Here is a 19,826-nt window from a genome sequence, read left to right as displayed (position 1 = left end):
GACTTATTAAGCTAAAAACTCAGCTGTCGATGCACTTAACGAAACGGTGCTTCGGCGATTGCTTGTTCAAGTGCAATGCTCTCTATGCCTAATTCACGTAAGGCATGAATAAACTTTAAGGTTTTAAAACTATCAAACCATACCGTTAATTGCTTGTTAAATTGCACTTCTTTGGCGGATTTTTGCTTACTAACAAACGTCGGTAAACCAATGTTTTTCAGGGCTTGCTGAGTTAACTCAGATAAACCTGTAAACCAAAGTTCGGGCTGTAACCGGTGCTGCCATAATGTAGAAAAAGCCTGTAAACAGGTTTTTAACTCAATAAACACTTGCGGATGATAGTAAACATATTCTTGCCCTTGCTCAGTTAGGTTAATAATGTTTTGTACTGCTGGCCCTGTGCCAAAAGGCACACGCTGTGAAGGTCTCGCATCAAGCTTAATGATCACCTCAGGCAAATACACTACATCGCCTAATTTAGCGAGTTTATTCAATAAATAAAAATCTTCACCGGCACTTCGTTTAGGAAAGCCACGCGCCTGGCAATAGGCCAACATATCAAACGATAACGTGCTACCAATAGTAAAATAGGCATAAGGCGATTGCGCATATACCAAGCCAGCAACATAGTAACGTAAAGCATTTTCATAGCGTTTATTGGCTTGATGAATCGCCTGTTGCTCACTGTAATGATAAAAATTACAGCACGTTGCTACAGCATTTTTTGCTATTTTATCCTTGGTATGCGCCGAAAAGTAATTATCGGGTAAATACGCATCGGCGTCACTTGAGTGAATCCAAGGGCTAGCAATTGCGCCGGTATTAAACAAACTAACCGCTAAGTCAGCGCCAATTTTTCTTGCCAAACCAACCCCTTGTTCAGCAGGGATAGCATGATGAAAACGATCAACAATTAACACCGCAGATTTAGTCTTTACCTGTTGATTTTCATGAGATAAGTCAACTAACGCTAGATTATCTTGCTGCCAAGTTACCCTGCCTTGTTGAACAATTGCGTCACGCAAGTTCAGTTGTGCCTGTTGATGCTCAAGGCCAAGCTTATTATCAGGTTGGTTAATCACCACAATCAACAAACAGCTCTGCTGTGCAAGTATAGAATGCACAAAACGTTCAACAAATACGGCTGTTTCTTCAAATGCAGGGATCACCAGTACATGCTGATAATTCAAATGCTGTGGAAACAGCGCTAACGATTGTGTTTCCGGCTCAGCATAATGTGCTAAATATTTAGCACAAGTCGCTCTTGCTTGTTGCATAGCATGGCTCATGGTAAAAACTCAAATTAATGTAAAGCCGCTCTAAACGGTAATGCCATACAAATATCAGCTTCTATTTCTAATACTTCTTCTAAACGCTGATCCACCTCAGCCTTATCAAAATACTCGTAAGCTAATTCAATAAATAAGTTTTTATGTTTTTCTTCTGATTTAGCAATACTTTGATAAAAGTCTTTATCTTTGCCTTCGGGTAATGCTTGTGCCACTAAAGAAAATCGTTCATGACCGCGAGCTTCAATCACGCCAGCTACGATTAATCGGTCCATAAAAAACACATCACTACCATTGCGAAAAACTTTACGAATTTGGTTAATGTAAGGGTCTTTTTCATCGGCACCTAATTGTCCACCACGTGCATAAATTAACTTTAATACTTGTTTAAAATGAATAAGCTCTTCAATGGCTAAATCAGCCATCGCTTTAACCACAGATTTTCGATCTGGGTAATGAGAAATCATCGACATCGCCATACCTGAGGCTTTTTTCTCTGCAGCCGCATGATCGGTTAAAAAGGCATCGAAGTCACTAAGAACGACCTCGGCCCATGCTTTAGGGGTTTGATATTTTAATTCGAACATAGATAAGTTTACTAATTGAAGAAGAAATAAATAATGGCGGTATTTTACACGCCTCAAAATTACCGACAACAAAAACCTAAACCAAACCAACAACAAAATGCGAGTAAAGTAGCAATGAAAGTTGAACTTATCGTTTTTAGCGCTAATCGTTACTGAGCTGATGCTATGCAGCTTTATTGCGCTGTTACCCATAAAATGAAAGAGTATTTTATTAACCAGATCACAATAATGGCTAAAAACTGCTCATACCGATAAAAATAATGCTGTCGATTAATTAAAATAAGGTAAGCTTAGCGATAGCATGGATGATTTAATATACAGAGCTCATTATCAATAATTTAATGAGCGTTACCTTAACTTAAGAATATTTTTATATTTATGTTCAAAAAATTATTCAGTAAAATTTTTAAAAAGTCAGCCAAAAGTACCGCCAACTTATACTATTTCGAAGAGAGCAGGAAAGCCGCTAATGCTGAAGAAGAAGTAGAACATAAGCAAGTAAGCATTGACTATAAGCCAGTCGAGACAACAGTTAATCAAGCGATAATTCGTTCATTTGAAGAACAATATCAACAAGACTTTTATGACTACCTGTTAGGACCATCTCCAACGGTAGACTCTTCTCATAATGACGAGTTGTCAGTACTTATTACGGCAAAAGTAGAAAGCTTGTTAAAAAGTCCAAAGTTGATTTTAGACTCGTTACCCACCTTGCCATTATCTTTAACAAAAATAATGGAACAATTAAATAATGATGATTTTGATGCAAATGAATTAATCAAACTGATTCAACAAGAGCCAGCTATTGCCGCTAAGGTCATCGAGCTTGCCAACTCTTCTTATTACAATCGTCAAAGTAAAGAAATTAACGACTTAAAATCGGCTTTTATGGTACTCGGTGTTCATGGTTTATCAGAAGGTGTGATCAACGGCTTTGTCAGTCGCTTAGTACCACACCCGAGTATTTACTTTCGACAATATGGCCAAAAAATCTGGCAACACAGTTTATGTACCGGTGTTACCGCAAAAACATTGGTGGCGAAGTCTTCATTAAAAGCACATGCTGCCCAAGCTTATTTTATTGGTTTAATTGCTAACTTAGGTGATCTGATCATTTATCAATTACTGATAGATGCTTTTGCGGTTGTTCACCCTGATTGCCAGCCAAACTCAGCGCTGTTTAAAAATATGATGGCCAAAAATTCGAAAAAATTGACTTACTTTATTGCCAAGTATTGGAATTTTCCTAACTCTATTTTAGAGGTGTTAGCACTGCAAGAAAAAGTCAAAAAATCGGCTTTATTGCCTGCACTACACAAAAAAATGCCCATTGCCTGTTTTATTTATGAAGCAAAAGTTATCAGCGAATTACACATGAGATTAACACAGCAAAAAATAGCAGATGATTACCTCAAAGAAGTCTCTACGTCACTGATTTTTACCGAACAAGCCACTGAGCATTTAGCGGCAACATTAGCTGAAAACAAGCGAGAAAATGCCTCATAGTAATGCTTATAAGCTTATCTATTGCATTCAGATGAGCTTGATGTTTTTGGGATGAAGGCTGTTTTTTACGCTTAATTATCTCGCATAAAAACTCAGCGAATTAACAGACAGATAAATAAACGGTTATCTGTTGTTATTCATCGCTATCGCGGTAAGTAATACATCATTAACACGCAGAAAATAACAATGCCCCAAAAGGCTTTCACAAAAAAGCTTAAACGTGCTTTTCCTTCAGGATGATGTTTGGTTAACGCCATACCACAATTAGTACAATGCTCGAGTTTACTGTCATTTTTTACTTGGCAAAACAAACAAGAAACTTGTTCGTGAGACATAATGCCCCCTAAAATTATAATGTAACGCTTATTCAACTACGCCATTATTGACTGGTTAGTTGATGGTAAAGCTGCGGCAAACGTACCGGCAGCTGATCAGGTCTTAAAATCACCGTATAGCCATTGCTACCAAACAAATAAGGTAAGTAGCTTTGCGCTTCTTGGTCAATGGTTATACAAAAAGGCTTAATGCCGAGTTTATTGGCTTCTTTAATGGCTTGATGAGTATCTTCAATGCCAAACCGGCCTTCATAATGGTCAATATCATTAGGCTTACCGTCGGTTAATATTAGCAACAGTTTTTGTGTGCTACGTTGTTCAACTAACACCTTTGTTGCTTGGCGAATAGCAGCTCCCATTCGGGTATAAAAACCAGGACGAATAGAGCGAACACGACCACGTATAGTGTCATCATATTTTTCATTGAAGTTTTTTAGCAGCGTAAAACGCACATTGGTTCGTTTTACTGATGAAAAGCCATACATGGCAAAACTGTCACCCACACTATTAAGTGCTTCTCCAAACAGTAACATTGAGTCTTGTACCACATCAATAACACGGCTATTGTCATCTAAATAAGCATCAGTCGACATCGATAAGTCAGCAAGTAATAACGTAGATATATCACGATTATTACCTCGAAAACTGCGATAGTGCCCTTTTTCTTTAGTCGGTGATATTTTTGACTCTATATGAAAATCAAGCCAGGCCGCTAGATCTAACTCTTCACCTTGCTGCTCGCCTTTGAGCCAATAACGTACACTGCGCAATTGTTCAAACTGAGCCTGTATTACCTTCGCTGTTCTTTGTAATTTCAACGGTAATTTTTGTGCAATGCTGTCTTTAGGTAACATAGGTTGTAAAAGACAGCGGTCCGCTTCAAGGCATTGTTTCTTATAATTCCATTCTGGCAGTTTAATACCATCACCTAAAGGTAAATCATCTTCGGATGCTGACGGTAAATCCATATCAATTTTTATACGAGCACTTTTCTGACTTTGTTGCTTGGCGACGGTTATTTTATCTAAGTCTTCTGCGATGCGTTGATTATCTTCATCATCGTCATCACTATCATCTGTGCCTCGATCTAATTTAGAGAATTCGCTCCACGAAAACATCGTCTCAAGGCGAAAGATCATCATGCCATCTTTTTCGTCGCCGGAGTCAACACGTTCAGCTTTTTTGCGACTGGTATCACTTTTTTTTGCTTTGCTGAGTTCAGCGGCTTCAAGTGCTTCATCGCTATCATCAAATTCGGGTAATACTTGGGGATCAACGTGTGCTGATGGATATAACCACAAATATACGGCTTGTGGTGCATAGTTTACCGTGGGAAATTCTTTAACTGAGCCCGGCGACAAAATCGCTTGGTTGATCGCCTGCTCCATTAATTGCTCGGCTTTCGGACGTTTTGAATGATCGGCGCGGCTACTAACAAAGGCCTTCGCAAGGCGCTGGTAACGTGGAACAAGTGCCGGAAAACGCTCAAGTACATCAAGTACAAGCTGTTGGTTATCTATCGCCCAATGACGAAACTTTCCGTCATGCTGTGCGGCTAATACCGCTAACCAAATATACAAATCATGATTTAATTCTGCGTGGGGAAATACCGCTAAAGTTTCAGGTAAACGTAAGCTTTCATCATCTTGCCAGGCAAGACTAATTTGTTGATTTTCACCGGCAATTTTTTCAAGAAAACTACGACGGACAATGTAGTCTCGATCACTAGCAGCTTCAACACGCTTAACAGCTTCGCCACCCAAGGCACGGTAAACCAATCCTATCGCATGGCTTACTTGTGAAAACTGCACCGCGGCATCTGTAAATTCAGTGCTAGCTTTGCGCGTGATATATTTATGCCAAAGACCGCCTACCCACTCTTCCATTTTGCTCTTCCCAAAAGGATTATTGTTTTATTCAATTTACTGGCAACTATGCTAACAAAAGATTTATAAGTGAGTTGTGATGTATGTCAATTTAGCGAGATTAAGCGTAGCAATTTAACTTGCTATTTATCGTCAAGTACCTCAGGTTTTACTTTATCTTTTGGTATGGTTAAATCAGGTAAATCTGCGTCACCAATACTTTGTAGTACTAAGCCCATCATAAAACAGAAAAATGAAATTGAGCCATAAAAGGCTTTCATCACTTTGTCTTCGGTGTCGGTTAAAGTCAGTAAGTATCCAGCACAAATTAGCGCAACAACAATACTCGTTATACCAACAATTTTAGCCATACGTTGTAAAATATGTTTATTTTTACGTTGGGTTAATTGATAGTCACTCAAGCGTTTCTCCTCAACAAGTTGTTGATTGGCGTGCTATTGAATAGCCTTGTGTCGTGATTAACTACAGCATTTCAATGATTAAAAAATAAAGCCGTGATATCACTACCACGGCTTAGGTTAACTAAAACAGTTTACATTCAAGTGTATGAATATAATGTATTAGTTCAAGATAATGCTACTTTAAGCTGTTTTCTTTTCTGTGATGAAAAAGCTAGCTAAGTAGGCAATAAGACCGATTAAGAATATTACACCAGCAACTTCACGTAACCAGTAGAAAATAGCCAATTTGTCTTGTGTTGCCATAAAGCTTAATGCTTCACCACTTTCAGGTATACGTTGTAACCATACTTGCAATACACCGGCACCTGTTAAGAATAAAGTAATGAAAACCATTGCGACTGTCATCAGCCAAAAGCCCCACATTTCAGTAACTTGTGCTTTGTTGCAGTTAGCTTCACCGATACCACGTAACTTAGGCATAGCGTACGACATAATAGTCATAACGATCATAGCGTAAGCACCGTAGAATGCCATATGACCATGCGCTGCGGTAATTTGCGTACCATGAGTGTAGTAGTTCACTGGCGCAAGTGTATGAAGGAAGCCCCAAACACCCGCTCCTAAGAACGCCATTACTGAAGTACCAAGTGCCCATAACGTTGCCGCTTTGTTTGGATGTTCACGACGACGACGGTTAACCATATTAAAGGCATACAATACCATAGCGAAGAAAGGTAACGGTTCGATTGCAGAGAAAATTGAACCAACCCACTGCCAGTATTCAGGTACCATCAACCAATAAAAGTGATGACCCGTACCTAAGATACCCGAGATTAATGCCATGGCGATAATTACATATAACCATTTTTCAATAACTTCGCGGTCAACACCGGTTACTTTGATTAATACAAAGGCTAAAATTGCACCCATGATTAATTCCCAAACACCTTCAACCCATAAATGTACAACAAACCACCAGAAGTATTTATCTAATGCTAAGTTAGTTGGGTTGTAAAATGCGAATAAGAAGAATACCGCTAAACCGATCAAACCTGTCAGCATCACCATATTGATAGCAGTTTTACGGCCTTTCAGCATAGTCATGCCTAGGTTAAATAAGAAGCCTAATGCAACAACAACAATACCTAATTTAGTGATCGTTGGTTGTTCAAGGAACTCTCGTCCCATGGTTGGCCATAAGTCGTTGCCTGTGATGTGCGCTAAGGTTGCATAAGGTACAAGTAAATACCCTAGGATAGTAGCGACACCTGCAGCAGCAAAGATCCAAAATAGCGCAAGGGCAAGTTTAGGACTATAGAGTTCGGTTTCAGCTTCTTCTGGTACTAAATAATAAGCAGCACCCATAAAGCCAAAAAGTAACCAAACTATTAGCAAGTTGGTATGAACCATACGTGCCACGTTGAAAGGGATTAAGCCACCGACGATATCGCCAATAACATATTGTAAGCCCATCAGTAAGCCGAATAATATTTGGCCTACAAACAAGATCATAGCAAAAACAAAATAAGGTTTTGCAACGGCTTGTGATTGATATTTAAGAGTATTCACGCCATTATCCTTCTATGTTTGGTGGCCAGTTATTGGTATCCATTTCTGAAGTCCATTTAAGGAACTCAGCCAAATCATCAATTTCTTGATCTGATAAATGGAAGTTCGGCATTTGACGACGACCTGGAATGTTTAGTGGTTGAGCTTTCATCCAACCGTTGAAGAATGCTTTAAAACCAGCTTCTCCACCACGACGGTCATAAACATTGCCTAGCTCAGGCGCAAAATAAGCCCCCTCACCAATTAATGAATGACAACCAACACAGTTGTTGTCTTCCCATAACGCCTTACCGCGCGCTACAGACTCAGTGATGTTTTCTCGATGATCCCGTTTGGGCATCTCTTTTGTTGTGTGGAAAGTCAAAGCAAGAAATATTAAAAAGAAGAATACACTTCCACCATAATAAATATTTCGAGCCATGCCTTTTGTAAAGCGCTCTGACATGGTATTTCCCTTATTAAAATATGTAATAAAGCAAAGTCATCATAAGGTAATCACAACGTACTCACTTTGATGAAAATCAAGTTTTTAGAAATGTGTAACAAATAAAGTCAAAATAGCTTGAATTAACCTACAAAAGCACTGTCTTTTCATTTATGACAGAGCACTTCCTGCATTATAAACCCTTAATTTTTGTAGGGTTTTTAAACCTTAATTTGAACAGTACAGTTTAATATTGGCTCATAAATTAAAAATAAATATTAGCGACTAAAAACAAGTATTTCCGAGAAAAATGTAGCTATAAACTGAATCAATAAACATAAAAAAACTCTACTTAACCAACCATCAAAGTAAAACCTCTCTTAACAGGCCACCCATAATAAATTCTCAAACATTTCCTAATGTGCCAGCCATAATAAGTCTAATAATGAGTAAAATGGCTCATTAGTTTAAGGTATTGGAAGAAATAAAGGCTTTTTGATTAAAGAGTGCTGAATCAACTTGGCTTTTTACTATAGATGTTTATAAATCATTGAATTTTAATATTGTTATTACCGCTACTTTGAAGCTAGCATAAATGAAGTGAAATTAACGATAGGTTTTATGCGCTATTTAAACAAGCTTTAGCATTAGCAATTCCATGTGTTCGTTGTAACCCAACATGCTCACTAAATTCACATAAGTGCTCCGCACTACCTACTGCGCCAGTGAAGATACCTTCGAAATTCATCGTCAGCTTCAACCAACTTTCATTACTGATATGCAGCCTGGTGAGTATTTCTGCTGTTTGAGGGTTAATCGCACCGCATTTATCATCTCTGATTATCCGGCCTGTCTCATCAACTAACTGTAAATAATCTTGTAGACTAAAACGAATACCGGTAACTTTATCTTGATGCTCACTTCCAATAAACGGAAGTAACGCCAAAGGCTGTGCTCCCTTTATTGCGGCTTTGATGCGTAATTGAATACTGGTGAAGGCTGATTGCTCTGGGGTTGGGGCAATAGCATTACGAACAGGGTTTAAATCGACATAGGCCATACATGACAACAAGGCGCCTTCATCAAGTAGCGCTTGTGATTTAAAGCGCCCTTCCCAAAAGTGTCCTGTGCACTTATCTTCTCGATTTGCTTGTCGTGCTATAGGCTCATTCAATGAACGCATAAACCAACTGATATCAATTAATCTTTGTTTGTAAATCTCTGCTGTGCTTTCAACTATAGCCAATCGAAATTTATCGAGGGATTGTTTATTACAGTATTCTTGAGTGAGCAGCGTGCCCTTAAATAACTGGTGCCAACGCGTTAACACTTCAACTGTTGACCAGCCCTTTACCTGATCGCTATCAACATGTAATACAAGGTGTAAATGATTATGCATAACAGCATGGGCGCAAATATCAATAGCAAATACCTGTTGTAATTGAAATATGCGTTGTTCAATCCACGTGCGTCTATGCTCAAAACTCATACCTGTTTCTTTGTCTATTCCACAAAGAAAAGCCTTTCTTACCGTTCGACTACAAATATGATAATAAGGTGTATCGATTAAACTGATTTGCTGAGAGCGAGGCTTAGCCATGACAATAACCACACAGTCCGAAAAAAGATGAATTAAGTGTAGTTCATTGTACAAAATACATACAACTCGTTATGGGTGGCATGATAAAAAGTTATTAAAGATTATTGGAATTATGGCTGTCACGATAAAATGACTGAAACAAATAAAGCACTTAAAAATTAAAACATGGCTGTCACGATTAAAACTGAGAGCGAGGCTTAGCCATAGCAATAACCACACAGTCCGAAAAAGATGAATTAAGTGTATTTTATTGTACGAAATACATACAAACCGTTATGGGTGGCATGATAAAAAGCTATTAAAGATTATTGAAATTATGGCTGTCACGATTAAACGAAATCTATACAACCTGTTATGGATGGCATGATTAAAGATTATGAGTGGCAAGATTAAAGCAATACAAAAAATAGCATTTACTGGTTTTAGCTTTGTAACTGCTACTGTTGGTGTTTTTTACGCGCAAGCTAGCTTAAACATAAATAATGGTAATAATAACCGGGATAACAATCACGTAAGCCAACATGATATTGCGCCAAAGACGAGGGGCATGTTTTAGCTCCATAAACACATCAATAATTTGTTGACCTTTCATCGCAACAATCAACATAACGATACTAATGAACCCTAATGTATTAAATGAAGCCGATTGAAAGTACTGCCCTATTGCAACCGAAGTAAAGGTTAATATAATTAACCAACCCCAACTTAATGCAAAGCGTTGCCAAGCTTTCATTATCTAAATACTCCCTAAATTACGTATATTAATGGAAATAATATAATCCAAAGCAAATCAACCATATGCCAATAACAAGCACCAGATTCAAACCCTGAAAATTCATTCTCTGTCTCAGGATCTCGATATTTACCTTTATAAACATTTATCGCCATATACAGCAAAATCACCATACCTAATAAAATATGCATAAAATGAAAAGCAGTGATTAAAAAATACAAAGTGAAAAAGGTATTAGTTTCAATATCAATACCTTGTGAAAATAACGCTTGATACTCCCATAGCTTTAACACGACATAAACTGAGGCAAACATTAACGCTAAGGCTAAACGCGAAATGGTTTGTTTATCTTTATTTTCTCGCATTGAATGCAAAGAAATTGCAACAAAGTAACTACTCGTAATTAACGCAATAGTATTTACTAGGCCAGCAACTTTATGTAGCTGTGCCTTCCCCTCAGCAAACATGGTTAAATTTAAGTTTTCGGCGACCGCAAAACCAATAAAAAATACGGCAAATACGGTTAATTCAGCCAAAATAAAAAACCACATGGCCAAGTCACCGGGTAGTTTTCTATTATCATCAATTTTATACATATCGACTTCTGCACCCGAAACATCACTAGGCATGGCTGTATTGTTAGGCATCAAAATAAATTTTAGCCACTTCCATAATTGAATTAACTGTTTGTAAATCATCAGACAACGGTTCAGCTAAGCAACAACGACAGACCTCTATCGGATCCATACCTGAAGACATCATTTTGGCCGCATATATTAATAGCCTTGTTGATGCAACTTCATCTAAGTCGTTTTCTTCTAAGCGACGCAGTGCTTGTGCCAATTCAACTAATTTAAAGGCAATATTCGGCTCAACACTGGTTTCTTTAATAATAATATCTTGCTCAACTTGGCTTTCGGGATAGCCAAAGCGCAAAGCAACAAAGCGTTGGCGAGTACTTGGTTTCATGCCTTTGAAAAGGTTTTGATAACCTGGGTTATAAGAAACTACCAGCATAAACCCTGGCGCAGCCTCAATAAGTTCACCGGTGCGTTCCAGCGGTAAAATACGACGATCATCTGCAAGTGGATGCAGCACTACTGTGGTATCTTTACGCGCTTCAACTACTTCATCTAAATAACAAATTCCGCCTTCTCTTACAGCCTTCGTTAATGGACCGTCTTGCCAATATGTTCCTTCAGGGCCAACGAGATGTCGTCCCACCAAGTCGGCTGCGGTTAAATCATCATGACAAGCAACGGTATATAAAGGCTTGTTGAGTTTTTCTGCCATATGAGCAACAAAGCGTGTTTTACCACAGCCCGTTGGCCCTTTTATCAATACGGGTAAGTGGTGATTGTAAGCATATTCAAATAAGGCGACTTCATTATCTTGTTCTTGATAGTAAAGCGGCTCTTGTGAGCGTTTTGTATTGTCAGCGGCAATTGCAACTGATGCATTTGAAGTCATAGTAGCCATAATTTCCTATTTACACTTTTCTATAGAGGATAACGAAATAATACTCGCTAAATTACGCTCAAAATCGGCCTAAGGCAATTGAAGAGTGCTGAAATACAAAGAAGAATGGCGGCTATTTGATACCGATCAAGCCAATGTGGATCTTTCAATATTTTGTGCGAAAAATCACATAACTGGCATGTCGATTTGGTTCATGCCTATCTGCAAATAGCATTAACTCAATGTAATAATGACAGGTTATAATATGGGTGTTTACTTTTTAGTTTCATGTAAATTTAAGGTTAATTACTGGTAACAATGCCAGCATAAACATAAACTTGAAGTAAAAAATGCGCAAGCGAGAGTTCTGTTTGTTGGGTTGCCTTCTGACAGCAAGTGAGCAACTAAAAGCATATCAACTGGACTTTTTCAGATATATTACATAATCTTTATTATCAATATTTCAGCGTAATTTTTTCAGCATAGTTTTCCAAGATACTGGAGCCAATAATAAATAAGTTCTCTGGCAAAAATAGAGTTACCAATGTTTAACATAGCTAAGTTATTCGCTCTGTTGATACTGTTTTCGTTGATGGTAAACTCAAACGTCAAAGCGGCTCAACAATTAACTTGCGCTACGACTCATTATCCTCCTTACACAACTTTCGACAAAGCAACTAATACGTTTATCGGCTCAGACATAACACTATTACAAATGTTATTTGAACGTATCAACTTAGAGGTAAAAATAGTGAATTTACCTTGGGCAAGGCTAAAAAAAGAAATTAAAAAAAACAGCTACGATTGCTATTTTTCATTAGGGAAATTCCCACATAGAGAAAAGTATTTAGACTACACCAGCACACCAACCCATATAACAAGAATTGCCGTTTTTACCCCCAAGAACAATAAAAAATTAGATTTAACTAAAAAGGTTGTTGGCGTACATCGAGGAATTAATTTTCATCTAGACATTACTGATTTACATCAGCTTGAAAATTCCACCTTCAAAAAACTACCTTCCAATGACATTTTATTTAAAATGTTAAGTCACCAACGACTTGATGCTGTGATCACAAGCAAAGTTGTCGGCGAGTATGTTTTAAAGCTCCATCACCCTGAATTTGTTGCAAATATTACAGACATTACCAATTATCAACTGCCAACATATATCGCTTTTAAAAAGCAGACTATTGATATTAGCATGGTCAACAACGCCCTATTGAAAATAAAAGCAACACATCCACAACTATTTGAAAAGTAACCAAACGCTATCAAGCAGTATTGTTAATAGGCATTGTCACTTTATTATTGACGAGTAACCACTTTAACCACCCCAACCATTTTCGGATGCGGACCACACTCATAAGCAAAGTCGCCTGGTTTAGAGAAGGTACGCTGATAGCTTTCGCCGGGGAAAATATAATCTGGTTCTTCCTTCACCAACTGTTTAAACCAAACATTATGGTACTGGCGTTTTTCAACATTTTTCCAAATAACCGTATCGCCCGCTTCAATAATTATTTCAGCAGGAATAAATTGTTTTTTAAATATTTTAACAACAACTTCTTTAGCATTAACTGAGCCTAAAGCGCTCAGCAGTAAAATGATCACTATAAATATACGCATTTAAAATCCCTTGGGGTGAACTGTAATAAAGCTCATCTATGATTGCTCTGTTAAGTTATGAAGTTAAGCTATGCTGATAACCAGTTAACCGCATCAGTAACATTTTCAAAGTACTTAATTTCACCTGAAATAAACCAACTCCCGACTTTAGCAGCAATTTCTTGCCAGTTTTTATTACCGTAAATAGCAATTTTTCGAAATTCATTATTGTGTTTTAAGCCAAGTTTTAAATCATCCCACGCGGCTCTAAGTTCCCAGCCTTCAAGCTCTGTTCCATCAATAAGTACATTAACCTCAGGATCTTTCACTTGTGATAAGGCGGAATCAAGCATTGGTGTGATCAACTCATAATCGGCATGCGTTAATTTACCAACCGCTTTTAAGGCAAGAAATACATTATTGTTAATACGTTCAATACCAATAGATAACCCGTGCTTTTTTATGCTCATTATTGAATCTCCTTTAACTAAGTGCCCCTTGATTGTGGTAAATAAATCATAGTCGCAATTCGCTAGAATACATATGCTTATGACACAGAACATTGCGCCATATCAAATAATATTCTCATAACACGTAACAATGCAAAATGTGGCTAAAATAATAAAATGTTTAGATCAAAGCATTGACTTTCTAAGCCCTAAAACTGGCTCAACATGAGGCGCTTACTCGCATGTAAAAAACCGCTAAACTGATTTAGCATTGACACTACGCTTAGCTTCTTGCATTGTTCGGCGCTTATCGTTTTATCATAAATTATCTGCGAGAACTCATGCCTAACTCCCCAAACAATCAACAAGAATTACAAGGTTACTGCTTGATGATTGGCTCTGTTGTAATTTTTGCCTTATTGCCCTACTACTTACAGTTTTTATCCCCTGTTGACGGCAACAGTTTATTTGCCTTTCGGGTGCTATTACAATTTACTTTTGGTTTACTATTTCTCTTGTTAATTCAAAAAGCCGCTGAACTTAAAGTAATTTTCACTTCGCCAAAAGTGCTGTCATTCATGTTACTTACTTCCCCTTTAATCGCCTTGCAATGGTGGATATTTTTTTGGGGCCCCGTCAACGGCGAAACCATAAATATTGCGATGGGTTATTTTTTATTACCGATAACCATGAGCTTAACCGGACGCTTTTATTTTAAAGAAAAAATGAGCCCATTATTATGGCTAGCGGTGCTTGCAGCCATGCTAGGTGTTAGTGTCGAATTATATATTAACCATGCATTTTCTTGGGTTACTTTGCTGATTTGTTTAGGTTATCCGCCGTACTTCATTTTACGCAGAAAAAGCCAAATTGCGACTACCAGCAACTTTGTGGCAGAAAACTTACTTATCGCGCCAATCGCCTTGTTGATTTTATATATTAATCATCAACAACAGTTACCTTTATTGCCATCATCAGACTTTGCATTGCTTTGGGTGCTAGGGGCAGGATTGTTGGGAACTATCGCTATGCTATTTTTTGTTTCTGCGGCTGCGCGTTTAAGTTTTACGGTTTTTGGCATGTTAAATTATGGTGAGCCAATTTTAATTATGCTGGTAGCCATATTTTTATTAAATGAGACGATCAACCCTGAACAATTATGGAGTTATGGCTGCTTTGCTATCGCGGTATTATTGGTTATTTGTAATAGTTCATTACAGCTGCTGCGCTATAAAAAAACGATGCGTTAGCTGCGCAAACCTCTCGGTGTTGAATCATGCGCTAGAGATGAAAAAAGCCTTTTGTTTGCACAAAAGGCTTTTTATTTTCTGGCTTTAACTGCGTCTAACTTCGCTCAAATTCGCCAAACTAGTTAAAATCAGCTAAACATTAGCTAAATACGTCTATAAGCTTATAGTTTTGCGGCATTAATTTCTGCAGTATCATTATCAAGTGCTAACTTGTAGCCAAACGAAACATGGTGATAACGCCCATTGGTATAGTCATCATGAATAGCAAAACCAAAGTTGTAAACAGTACCCGCTTCAATGCTGACATCACCGGCTTTGTCAGACTTAAGCTTACGTTTTACCATCACAGTCCAAGTGCCATTTTCAAGGGTAGCACTCACTTCGCCGCCTTGACCACCGTGCATTTGGCGTTCAGCTAAAATGTAACCATCTTCAACAATGCCTTCACCTGCTTTGTAGCGCATAATATCCATAAACTTGTTCGAATCAACAGCGGCTTGTATGTCGCCCTCATCTTTCAACTTATCCCAACCACCAAGCGCTTTACCACGACGGCCTTTCAGTTCAAGTTTAGTACGAGACTCTTTAACATATTTAGTTAAGCCTTTGCTAAAATCTAAACGTTTGGCTAAATCAGAGCCCATTAGCACATCATTTTCTGGCACAAATGGCATACCCGTTACGTCGGCATGACATGTGCCCCAGCAACCAGCTCGGTCAGCGTATTCAACATCATCTGTTGCTAACATAAAGGCAAGTTTCATTGAGTTAGCAGGGTCCATTTTACCCCCATCAATAAATGGAGCCGGTGTATGGTCGGTTTCTGGCCAGCTAAACTTCAAGTACAGGTTTTCTGCATCATGGGCTGCATTAATGGTGACATCAAAGCTACCACGTTTTCCAGGGATTAACGCTGGGTCTTCAATTTTTTCACTTTCACCTGACGCAATGCTATTACCTATGTCGGCAATTTCTTCACCGTGACATTCTATACAACGATCGCCCTTAGTGAATGCACGTTTACCGCCATGATTTCGCCCTAAAATCCATTCTATTGAGGCAGTGCCCGGGTAAAATACACTAATATCAGTGGCATTGGCTTTGCTCCAATCAACATTAATATTGCTAGTGTTGCTTGCTGCGCTATTACTAGCTGCCTTTGCTACGCTTTTTGGTGTGGCAGTCATATTACTTGTGGCTTCTGCAACGGCTTTCTTTATTTGTGCTTGTACTTTTGCTTTTTCAGCTTCTGCATCCGCTTTTAACTGAGCTTTTTCAGCCGCTTCTTTAGCTTCAACACGTGCTAAACCTTCAAGATAAAGCTGTGGTACTTCACGAATATAATCTGGATTTGGTGCTTCAAGTGCTTCAAGCTCTTCATCAGTTAATTTATCTCTCACGCCGTGGTGAGCAATACCCTTATGACAATCAATACAGGTCTGTCCGGTTTCAAAAGCATTTAAATGCTGCTTACGCGCTCGAGGTTTTTGAAACTCAGGGTTCATCGATTCAAAGTTATGACAGTTACGACATTCGCGTGAATCAGTTTCTTTCATCGCCCCCCAAACACTTTTCGCCAGGGTAAAACGATGTTCATTGAATTTTTCTTTGGTATCTAATTTGCCGGTTAACCAAGAGAATACTTCTTTTGATGCTTGTATTTTTCGCACCACTTTGTGGATCCAAGGTCTTGGCACATGACAATCAGGACAACCAGCTCTAACGCCGGTTCTATTGGAATAATGAATGGTCGGTTTATATTCTTGATAAACATTGTCTTCCATTTCATGACAACCGATACAAAATTCAGTGGTGTTGGTTGCTTCCATTGCTGTGTTGAAGCCACCCCAAAAAATAATACCAACCACAAAGAAGATCACCGCTCCGGCAACCGTAGTACCAAGAATTAGTCGACGAGACCAAAAGCTGGGTTTGCTTACTGTGTTATTTACCATAATTGACTCTTACAGAATAAAGCGAAAATACGTGGGTATAACATCAGCTATACCCACTACTTAACTTGATAACGTGGTATTTATTTGAGTAAATTCAGCTCAATATGCCACCTACCAATTAAGGGACTTACTAGGTTTTGTGGTTCATACGGTTAAATACGTTGAACTTACCTGTTGGCGTTGTTAAGCCTTTGATGCGTGTTTTCTCTTTAAGCGTTTTTGCATCATAAACTACGATTTCGCCCGTTGGGTTTTTCGCATCTTTACGGTTCCATACTGAAACCCAAACTTCTGTACCGTCATCGTTGAATTCCATGTGAAGTGCAGCTTTACCTTCTTCTTCAGTTACACGGATAGTTTTAACGATTTCGTGAGTTTTCTTATCAAAAACTTGTACAGACTGTTGAATTTCTGGCTCTGGATGTTTAAGTTGATCAGCCCATACGTAATCAGACGTTTCATGAGTACGGATGAATACACCAGCACCGTCAGTTTCAACTTCATAACAAAGTTTCCAAGCATTGTCTGGGTGACCAATAGGATCATTACCCCAAACTGATACTAGCCCAACACCTAAATGAGTTGTGCCGCCCACTGGGCCACATTCTTCATCAATCCAGTTAGCACCTGGACCTGGGTGAGGTAAACTATCAACTTCAATGATTTTTTCTAATGCACGTTCTTTGGTATCAACAACAACCATAGCGTTTGACGCATTAGCCGCAATTTGGAAATAACGACCTGTAGGGTCAAAGAAACCATCATGTAAGAATTCAGCAGAAGCAATGCTGGTGATGGTTAAGTTATCTAAGTCGTTATAATCAACTTGCAACATTTGACCTGTTTCTTTAACAGCAACGATGAAAGAAGACGTATTAGGTGCCGTATAAATTGCCGCTACACGAGCTTCGTTAATGAACTCACCTTTCGTGTTGTAACCACGAGTTGAAACAACTTTAAGTGGGTTTAATGTTTCTGCATCCATGATCACGAAATGTGCAGGCCAGTAACCACCAGCAATGACGTATTTACCGTCACCTGATACCGCAATATCACGTGCGTCGTATGCCATTTTAGTTTCAGCAACTAACATTTTTTCAGGTGTTTGCCATAAATCGATTTTGTTAACTTTACCGTCACGACCAATGGTGTACCAAAAACGACCAACATCTTTCGCATGGTCAACTTTATGATGTTCAGTACCTTTAATTACATGAACCGCATAGCCAGTATCGATATGTGTGATGATTTTTTTCGTATCGCCATCAATAATTGCCGCAGTACCTGCGTCACGTTCGATAACAACAAAGAAATTTTTCCAATTTAATCCGTGCATAGGCTTAGTTGGATAGTCTTTTGGTGCCACATATTCTTTGGTGTAAGAACGCATTTGCTCTAAAGACATTTCAGGTGGTACTGGCGGCTCCATTTGAATAAATGTTGCCAAATCGCTGATTTCTTGCTCAGTAAACAAGTCATCAAAGTTGTTCATACCGCCTTCTGTGCCTAAAGAAATAATTTTCTCTAAACGCGTTTGGCCTTTCTTAAGCGTGTTTTCTGGCTCAAGATTTTTACCGGTAGCACCTTTACGTAAAACACCATGACAACCAGCACAACGCTGGAAGTAATGTAATTGTGCTTTTTCAAAGTCTGCTTTTGATAGCGTTGGTTCAGCCGCTGATACGGTCATACTAAGACCCGTAGCTGCCATACCAATAGCTAAACCAAGTGCTGAAAGACTATATTTAATCGTTTTCATAGGATCATCTCCATTTACAAAATTAACTAGCTTCATGTTTTTAAAATATTATGTTTTTTATCTATCTAAAATTTCTATCAGCCACTTTCGTTAATGCAGACAATAGTTAGACAAATGGGCTGCTTATAAAATGTTGTTCTGAAATTCTGACTAAGTAATCGTTTACTTTTAAGTTTCAGAGCTCAAATATAAAGTAGTGCAACTATTCATTACTTTGCGAAGAAATAACCTGATGCAGATCAAGTTTTAAAAGTTTACGAACGGAATAGATTTACAACTTGATCGAGGTCAACAAATAAATAGGTTTTACGCGCATGGCAGGCAATTCGTATTAGAATCGACGTGAGCAAGATAATTTACCCACAACCTTTAATTGAGTATTACTTATGAATAGTCGCAATAAATCTCTAATATACGCAGCCATAGTTGGGTTGATTATTGTCGCCATATTTTTAGGCTTCTTATCAAGCCTGACAAACCCAATATCCTGGCTACTTATTGTGGTGTTGGCATTAACCCCAATGCTCTATAACAAAGTAAGAAAAACCAACGAAGTTGTATGGAAAGAAGAATACAGTGTTGGTATTGAAAGCTTAGATAACGATCACAAAAAGCTGATCAGTTTACTTAACCATTTTACGACGGCTTATGATTATGCCATGAGCGAAGAGTTTGAACGTGAAGCCCTTAACGACTTGATTAACTACACCAAGTATCATTTTGATCGTGAAGAGCAACTGCTAGAACAACATGATTACGCTGACTTAGAAGCCCATAAAGCCCAGCATAAACAAATGATCAAGCAAGTTAATAGCTTTATGGATTTATACAATGAAAAGGGTCATGACGCGTTAAATGAAATCAGTGACTTTCTCGCTAATTGGTTAATTAATCATATCAACGGTACAGATAAAGAATACAGTGAACTGTTAAGCCAAAAAGGTGTTAAATAAGCGCTGTTATCTACTGAAACAACGATTATATACAAATAACAACCTTTAAATACAGCTTATTACC

At 38.3% G+C, this 19,826-nt stretch carries 20 protein-coding genes; 5 read left to right on the top strand and 15 right to left on the bottom strand.

All coding sequences use genetic code 11. From position 1 onward, the window contains the following. Positions 1-35: 35 nt before the first annotated feature. The gene (locus tag B0169_RS04555) at positions 36-1,289 is read right to left on the bottom strand and encodes a hypothetical protein (RefSeq protein WP_077284770.1); all 1,254 of its coding nucleotides are present in this window, start codon (positions 1,287-1,289) and stop codon (positions 36-38) included. 14 nt (positions 1,290-1,303) lie between these two features. Then, positions 1,304-1,876: a MiaE family protein gene (locus B0169_RS04550; RefSeq protein WP_077284769.1), complete on the bottom strand. Its 573-nt coding sequence runs from the start codon at positions 1,874-1,876 to the stop codon at positions 1,304-1,306. A gap of 33 nt (positions 1,877-1,909) precedes the next feature. Here B0169_RS04550 and B0169_RS19605 point away from each other — a divergent pair, with 33 nt between their 5' ends. Further along, positions 1,910-2,032 (top strand): hypothetical protein, encoded by a 123-nt coding sequence (locus tag B0169_RS19605; RefSeq protein ID WP_268875701.1) that lies wholly within the window; start codon positions 1,910-1,912, stop codon positions 2,030-2,032. Positions 2,033-2,254: 222 nt separating this feature from the next. Then, the gene (locus tag B0169_RS04545; RefSeq protein ID WP_077284768.1) at positions 2,255-3,382 is read left to right on the top strand and encodes an HDOD domain-containing protein; all 1,128 of its coding nucleotides are present in this window, start codon (positions 2,255-2,257) and stop codon (positions 3,380-3,382) included. A gap of 143 nt (positions 3,383-3,525) precedes the next feature. On the opposite strand, the gene B0169_RS04540 is transcribed toward B0169_RS04545, so the two are convergent. The 9 genes from B0169_RS04540 to B0169_RS04500 all read right to left on the bottom strand — a co-directional run bounded on the left by B0169_RS04540 (position 3,526) and on the right by B0169_RS04500 (position 11,809). Beyond that, positions 3,526-3,717, bottom strand: coding sequence for a hypothetical protein (locus B0169_RS04540; RefSeq protein WP_077284767.1), 192 nt, complete (start codon positions 3,715-3,717; stop codon positions 3,526-3,528). A gap of 44 nt (positions 3,718-3,761) precedes the next feature. Then, a complete protein-coding gene (locus tag B0169_RS04535; protein WP_077284766.1) occupies positions 3,762-5,603 on the bottom strand; it encodes a nitric oxide reductase activation protein NorD in 1,842 nt (613 codons plus the stop codon). 122 nt (positions 5,604-5,725) lie between these two features. Then, positions 5,726-6,004: a hypothetical protein gene (locus B0169_RS04530; RefSeq protein ID WP_077284765.1), complete on the bottom strand. Its 279-nt coding sequence runs from the start codon at positions 6,002-6,004 to the stop codon at positions 5,726-5,728. Between the two features lie 180 nt (positions 6,005-6,184). After that, entirely contained in the window at positions 6,185-7,573 is a 1,389-nt protein-coding gene (locus B0169_RS04525) for a cbb3-type cytochrome c oxidase subunit I (RefSeq protein ID WP_077284764.1), read from the bottom strand. A 4-nt stretch (positions 7,574-7,577) separates the two neighbouring features. Further along, complete coding sequence (locus B0169_RS04520) at positions 7,578-7,913, bottom strand: c-type cytochrome (RefSeq protein ID WP_280522514.1); 336 nt, start codon at positions 7,911-7,913, stop codon at positions 7,578-7,580. A gap of 703 nt (positions 7,914-8,616) precedes the next feature. After that, positions 8,617-9,597, bottom strand: coding sequence for a transposase (locus tag B0169_RS04515; protein ID WP_077284762.1), 981 nt, complete (start codon positions 9,595-9,597; stop codon positions 8,617-8,619). A 469-nt stretch (positions 9,598-10,066) separates the two neighbouring features. Continuing rightward, a complete protein-coding gene (locus B0169_RS04510; protein ID WP_077284761.1) occupies positions 10,067-10,330 on the bottom strand; it encodes a cytochrome C oxidase subunit IV family protein in 264 nt (87 codons plus the stop codon). 14 nt (positions 10,331-10,344) lie between these two features. Beyond that, a complete protein-coding gene (locus B0169_RS04505; protein WP_235838467.1) occupies positions 10,345-10,977 on the bottom strand; it encodes a cytochrome c oxidase subunit 3 family protein in 633 nt (210 codons plus the stop codon). Then, complete coding sequence (locus B0169_RS04500) at positions 10,970-11,809, bottom strand: CbbQ/NirQ/NorQ/GpvN family protein (protein ID WP_280522513.1); 840 nt, start codon at positions 11,807-11,809, stop codon at positions 10,970-10,972. Before B0169_RS04500 ends, B0169_RS04505 begins: the two co-directional genes overlap by 8 nt. Positions 11,810-12,332: 523 nt before the next feature. Between B0169_RS04500 and B0169_RS04495 the strand changes: the two genes are divergently transcribed. After that, positions 12,333-13,052 carry a substrate-binding periplasmic protein gene (locus B0169_RS04495; RefSeq protein WP_077284760.1) on the top strand — a complete coding sequence of 240 codons (720 nt, stop codon included), beginning with the start codon at positions 12,333-12,335 and terminating at the stop codon, positions 13,050-13,052. Positions 13,053-13,096: 44 nt separating this feature from the next. Here B0169_RS04495 and B0169_RS04490 read toward each other — a convergent pair whose 3' ends face one another. Together B0169_RS04490 and B0169_RS04485 are read right to left on the bottom strand one after the other, a co-directional pair. Beyond that, positions 13,097-13,417 carry a cupredoxin domain-containing protein gene (locus tag B0169_RS04490; protein ID WP_077284759.1) on the bottom strand — a complete coding sequence of 107 codons (321 nt, stop codon included), beginning with the start codon at positions 13,415-13,417 and terminating at the stop codon, positions 13,097-13,099. A gap of 68 nt (positions 13,418-13,485) precedes the next feature. Next, positions 13,486-13,866, bottom strand: coding sequence for a SpoIIAA family protein (locus B0169_RS04485; protein WP_077284758.1), 381 nt, complete (start codon positions 13,864-13,866; stop codon positions 13,486-13,488). 320 nt (positions 13,867-14,186) lie between these two features. Between B0169_RS04485 and rarD the strand changes: the two genes are divergently transcribed. Then, positions 14,187-15,095, top strand: a complete 909-nt coding sequence (rarD, locus tag B0169_RS04480) for an EamA family transporter RarD (RefSeq protein WP_077284757.1) — start codon at positions 14,187-14,189, stop codon at positions 15,093-15,095. Positions 15,096-15,256: 161 nt separating this feature from the next. Here the strand turns inward: rarD and B0169_RS04475 are convergent, their stop codons facing one another. Continuing rightward, positions 15,257-17,050 carry a NapC/NirT family cytochrome c gene (locus B0169_RS04475; protein ID WP_077284756.1) on the bottom strand — a complete coding sequence of 598 codons (1,794 nt, stop codon included), beginning with the start codon at positions 17,048-17,050 and terminating at the stop codon, positions 15,257-15,259. A 130-nt stretch (positions 17,051-17,180) separates the two neighbouring features. Then, entirely contained in the window at positions 17,181-18,809 is a 1,629-nt protein-coding gene (locus B0169_RS04470; RefSeq protein WP_164474795.1) for a cytochrome D1 domain-containing protein, read from the bottom strand. A gap of 386 nt (positions 18,810-19,195) precedes the next feature. Here B0169_RS04470 and B0169_RS04465 point away from each other — a divergent pair, with 386 nt between their 5' ends. Further along, positions 19,196-19,762 carry a bacteriohemerythrin gene (locus tag B0169_RS04465; RefSeq protein WP_077284755.1) on the top strand — a complete coding sequence of 189 codons (567 nt, stop codon included), beginning with the start codon at positions 19,196-19,198 and terminating at the stop codon, positions 19,760-19,762. Positions 19,763-19,826 lie beyond the last annotated feature (64 nt).

Origin of the sequence: Cognaticolwellia aestuarii (genome assembly GCF_002000025.1) — a bacterium.
GTDB lineage: Bacteria > Pseudomonadota > Gammaproteobacteria > Enterobacterales > Alteromonadaceae > Cognaticolwellia > Cognaticolwellia aestuarii.
Note: the sequence above shows the minus strand (reverse complement) of the source record. Positions and strands in the feature narration are given on the sequence as shown.

Bases quoted from the DNA above. Each gene is read 5' to 3' on its own strand.
- B0169_RS04470 (WP_164474795.1), bottom strand. From the start codon at position 18,809: ATGAAAACGATTAAATATAGTCTTTCAGCACTTGGTTTAGCTATTGGT.
- B0169_RS04545 (WP_077284768.1), top strand. From the start codon at position 2,255: ATGTTCAAAAAATTATTCAGTAAAATTTTTAAAAAGTCAGCCAAAAGT.
- B0169_RS04475 (WP_077284756.1), bottom strand. From the start codon at position 17,050: ATGGTAAATAACACAGTAAGCAAACCCAGCTTTTGGTCTCGTCGACTA.
- B0169_RS04485 (WP_077284758.1), bottom strand. From the start codon at position 13,866: ATGAGCATAAAAAAGCACGGGTTATCTATTGGTATTGAACGTATTAAC.
- B0169_RS04555 (WP_077284770.1), bottom strand. From the start codon at position 1,289: ATGAGCCATGCTATGCAACAAGCAAGAGCGACTTGTGCTAAATATTTA.
- B0169_RS04510 (WP_077284761.1), bottom strand. From the start codon at position 10,330: ATGAAAGCTTGGCAACGCTTTGCATTAAGTTGGGGTTGGTTAATTATA.
- B0169_RS04515 (WP_077284762.1), bottom strand. From the start codon at position 9,597: ATGGCTAAGCCTCGCTCTCAGCAAATCAGTTTAATCGATACACCTTAT.
- B0169_RS04490 (WP_077284759.1), bottom strand. From the start codon at position 13,417: ATGCGTATATTTATAGTGATCATTTTACTGCTGAGCGCTTTAGGCTCA.
- B0169_RS04540 (WP_077284767.1), bottom strand. From the start codon at position 3,717: ATGTCTCACGAACAAGTTTCTTGTTTGTTTTGCCAAGTAAAAAATGAC.
- rarD (WP_077284757.1), top strand. From the start codon at position 14,187: ATGCCTAACTCCCCAAACAATCAACAAGAATTACAAGGTTACTGCTTG.
- B0169_RS04505 (WP_235838467.1), bottom strand. From the start codon at position 10,977: ATGCCTAACAATACAGCCATGCCTAGTGATGTTTCGGGTGCAGAAGTC.
- B0169_RS04520 (WP_280522514.1), bottom strand. From the start codon at position 7,913: ATGCCCAAACGGGATCATCGAGAAAACATCACTGAGTCTGTAGCGCGC.
- B0169_RS04535 (WP_077284766.1), bottom strand. From the start codon at position 5,603: ATGGAAGAGTGGGTAGGCGGTCTTTGGCATAAATATATCACGCGCAAA.
- B0169_RS04495 (WP_077284760.1), top strand. From the start codon at position 12,333: ATGTTTAACATAGCTAAGTTATTCGCTCTGTTGATACTGTTTTCGTTG.
- B0169_RS19605 (WP_268875701.1), top strand. From the start codon at position 1,910: ATGGCGGTATTTTACACGCCTCAAAATTACCGACAACAAAAACCTAAA.
- B0169_RS04550 (WP_077284769.1), bottom strand. From the start codon at position 1,876: ATGTTCGAATTAAAATATCAAACCCCTAAAGCATGGGCCGAGGTCGTT.
- B0169_RS04500 (WP_280522513.1), bottom strand. From the start codon at position 11,809: ATGGCTACTATGACTTCAAATGCATCAGTTGCAATTGCCGCTGACAAT.
- B0169_RS04465 (WP_077284755.1), top strand. From the start codon at position 19,196: ATGAATAGTCGCAATAAATCTCTAATATACGCAGCCATAGTTGGGTTG.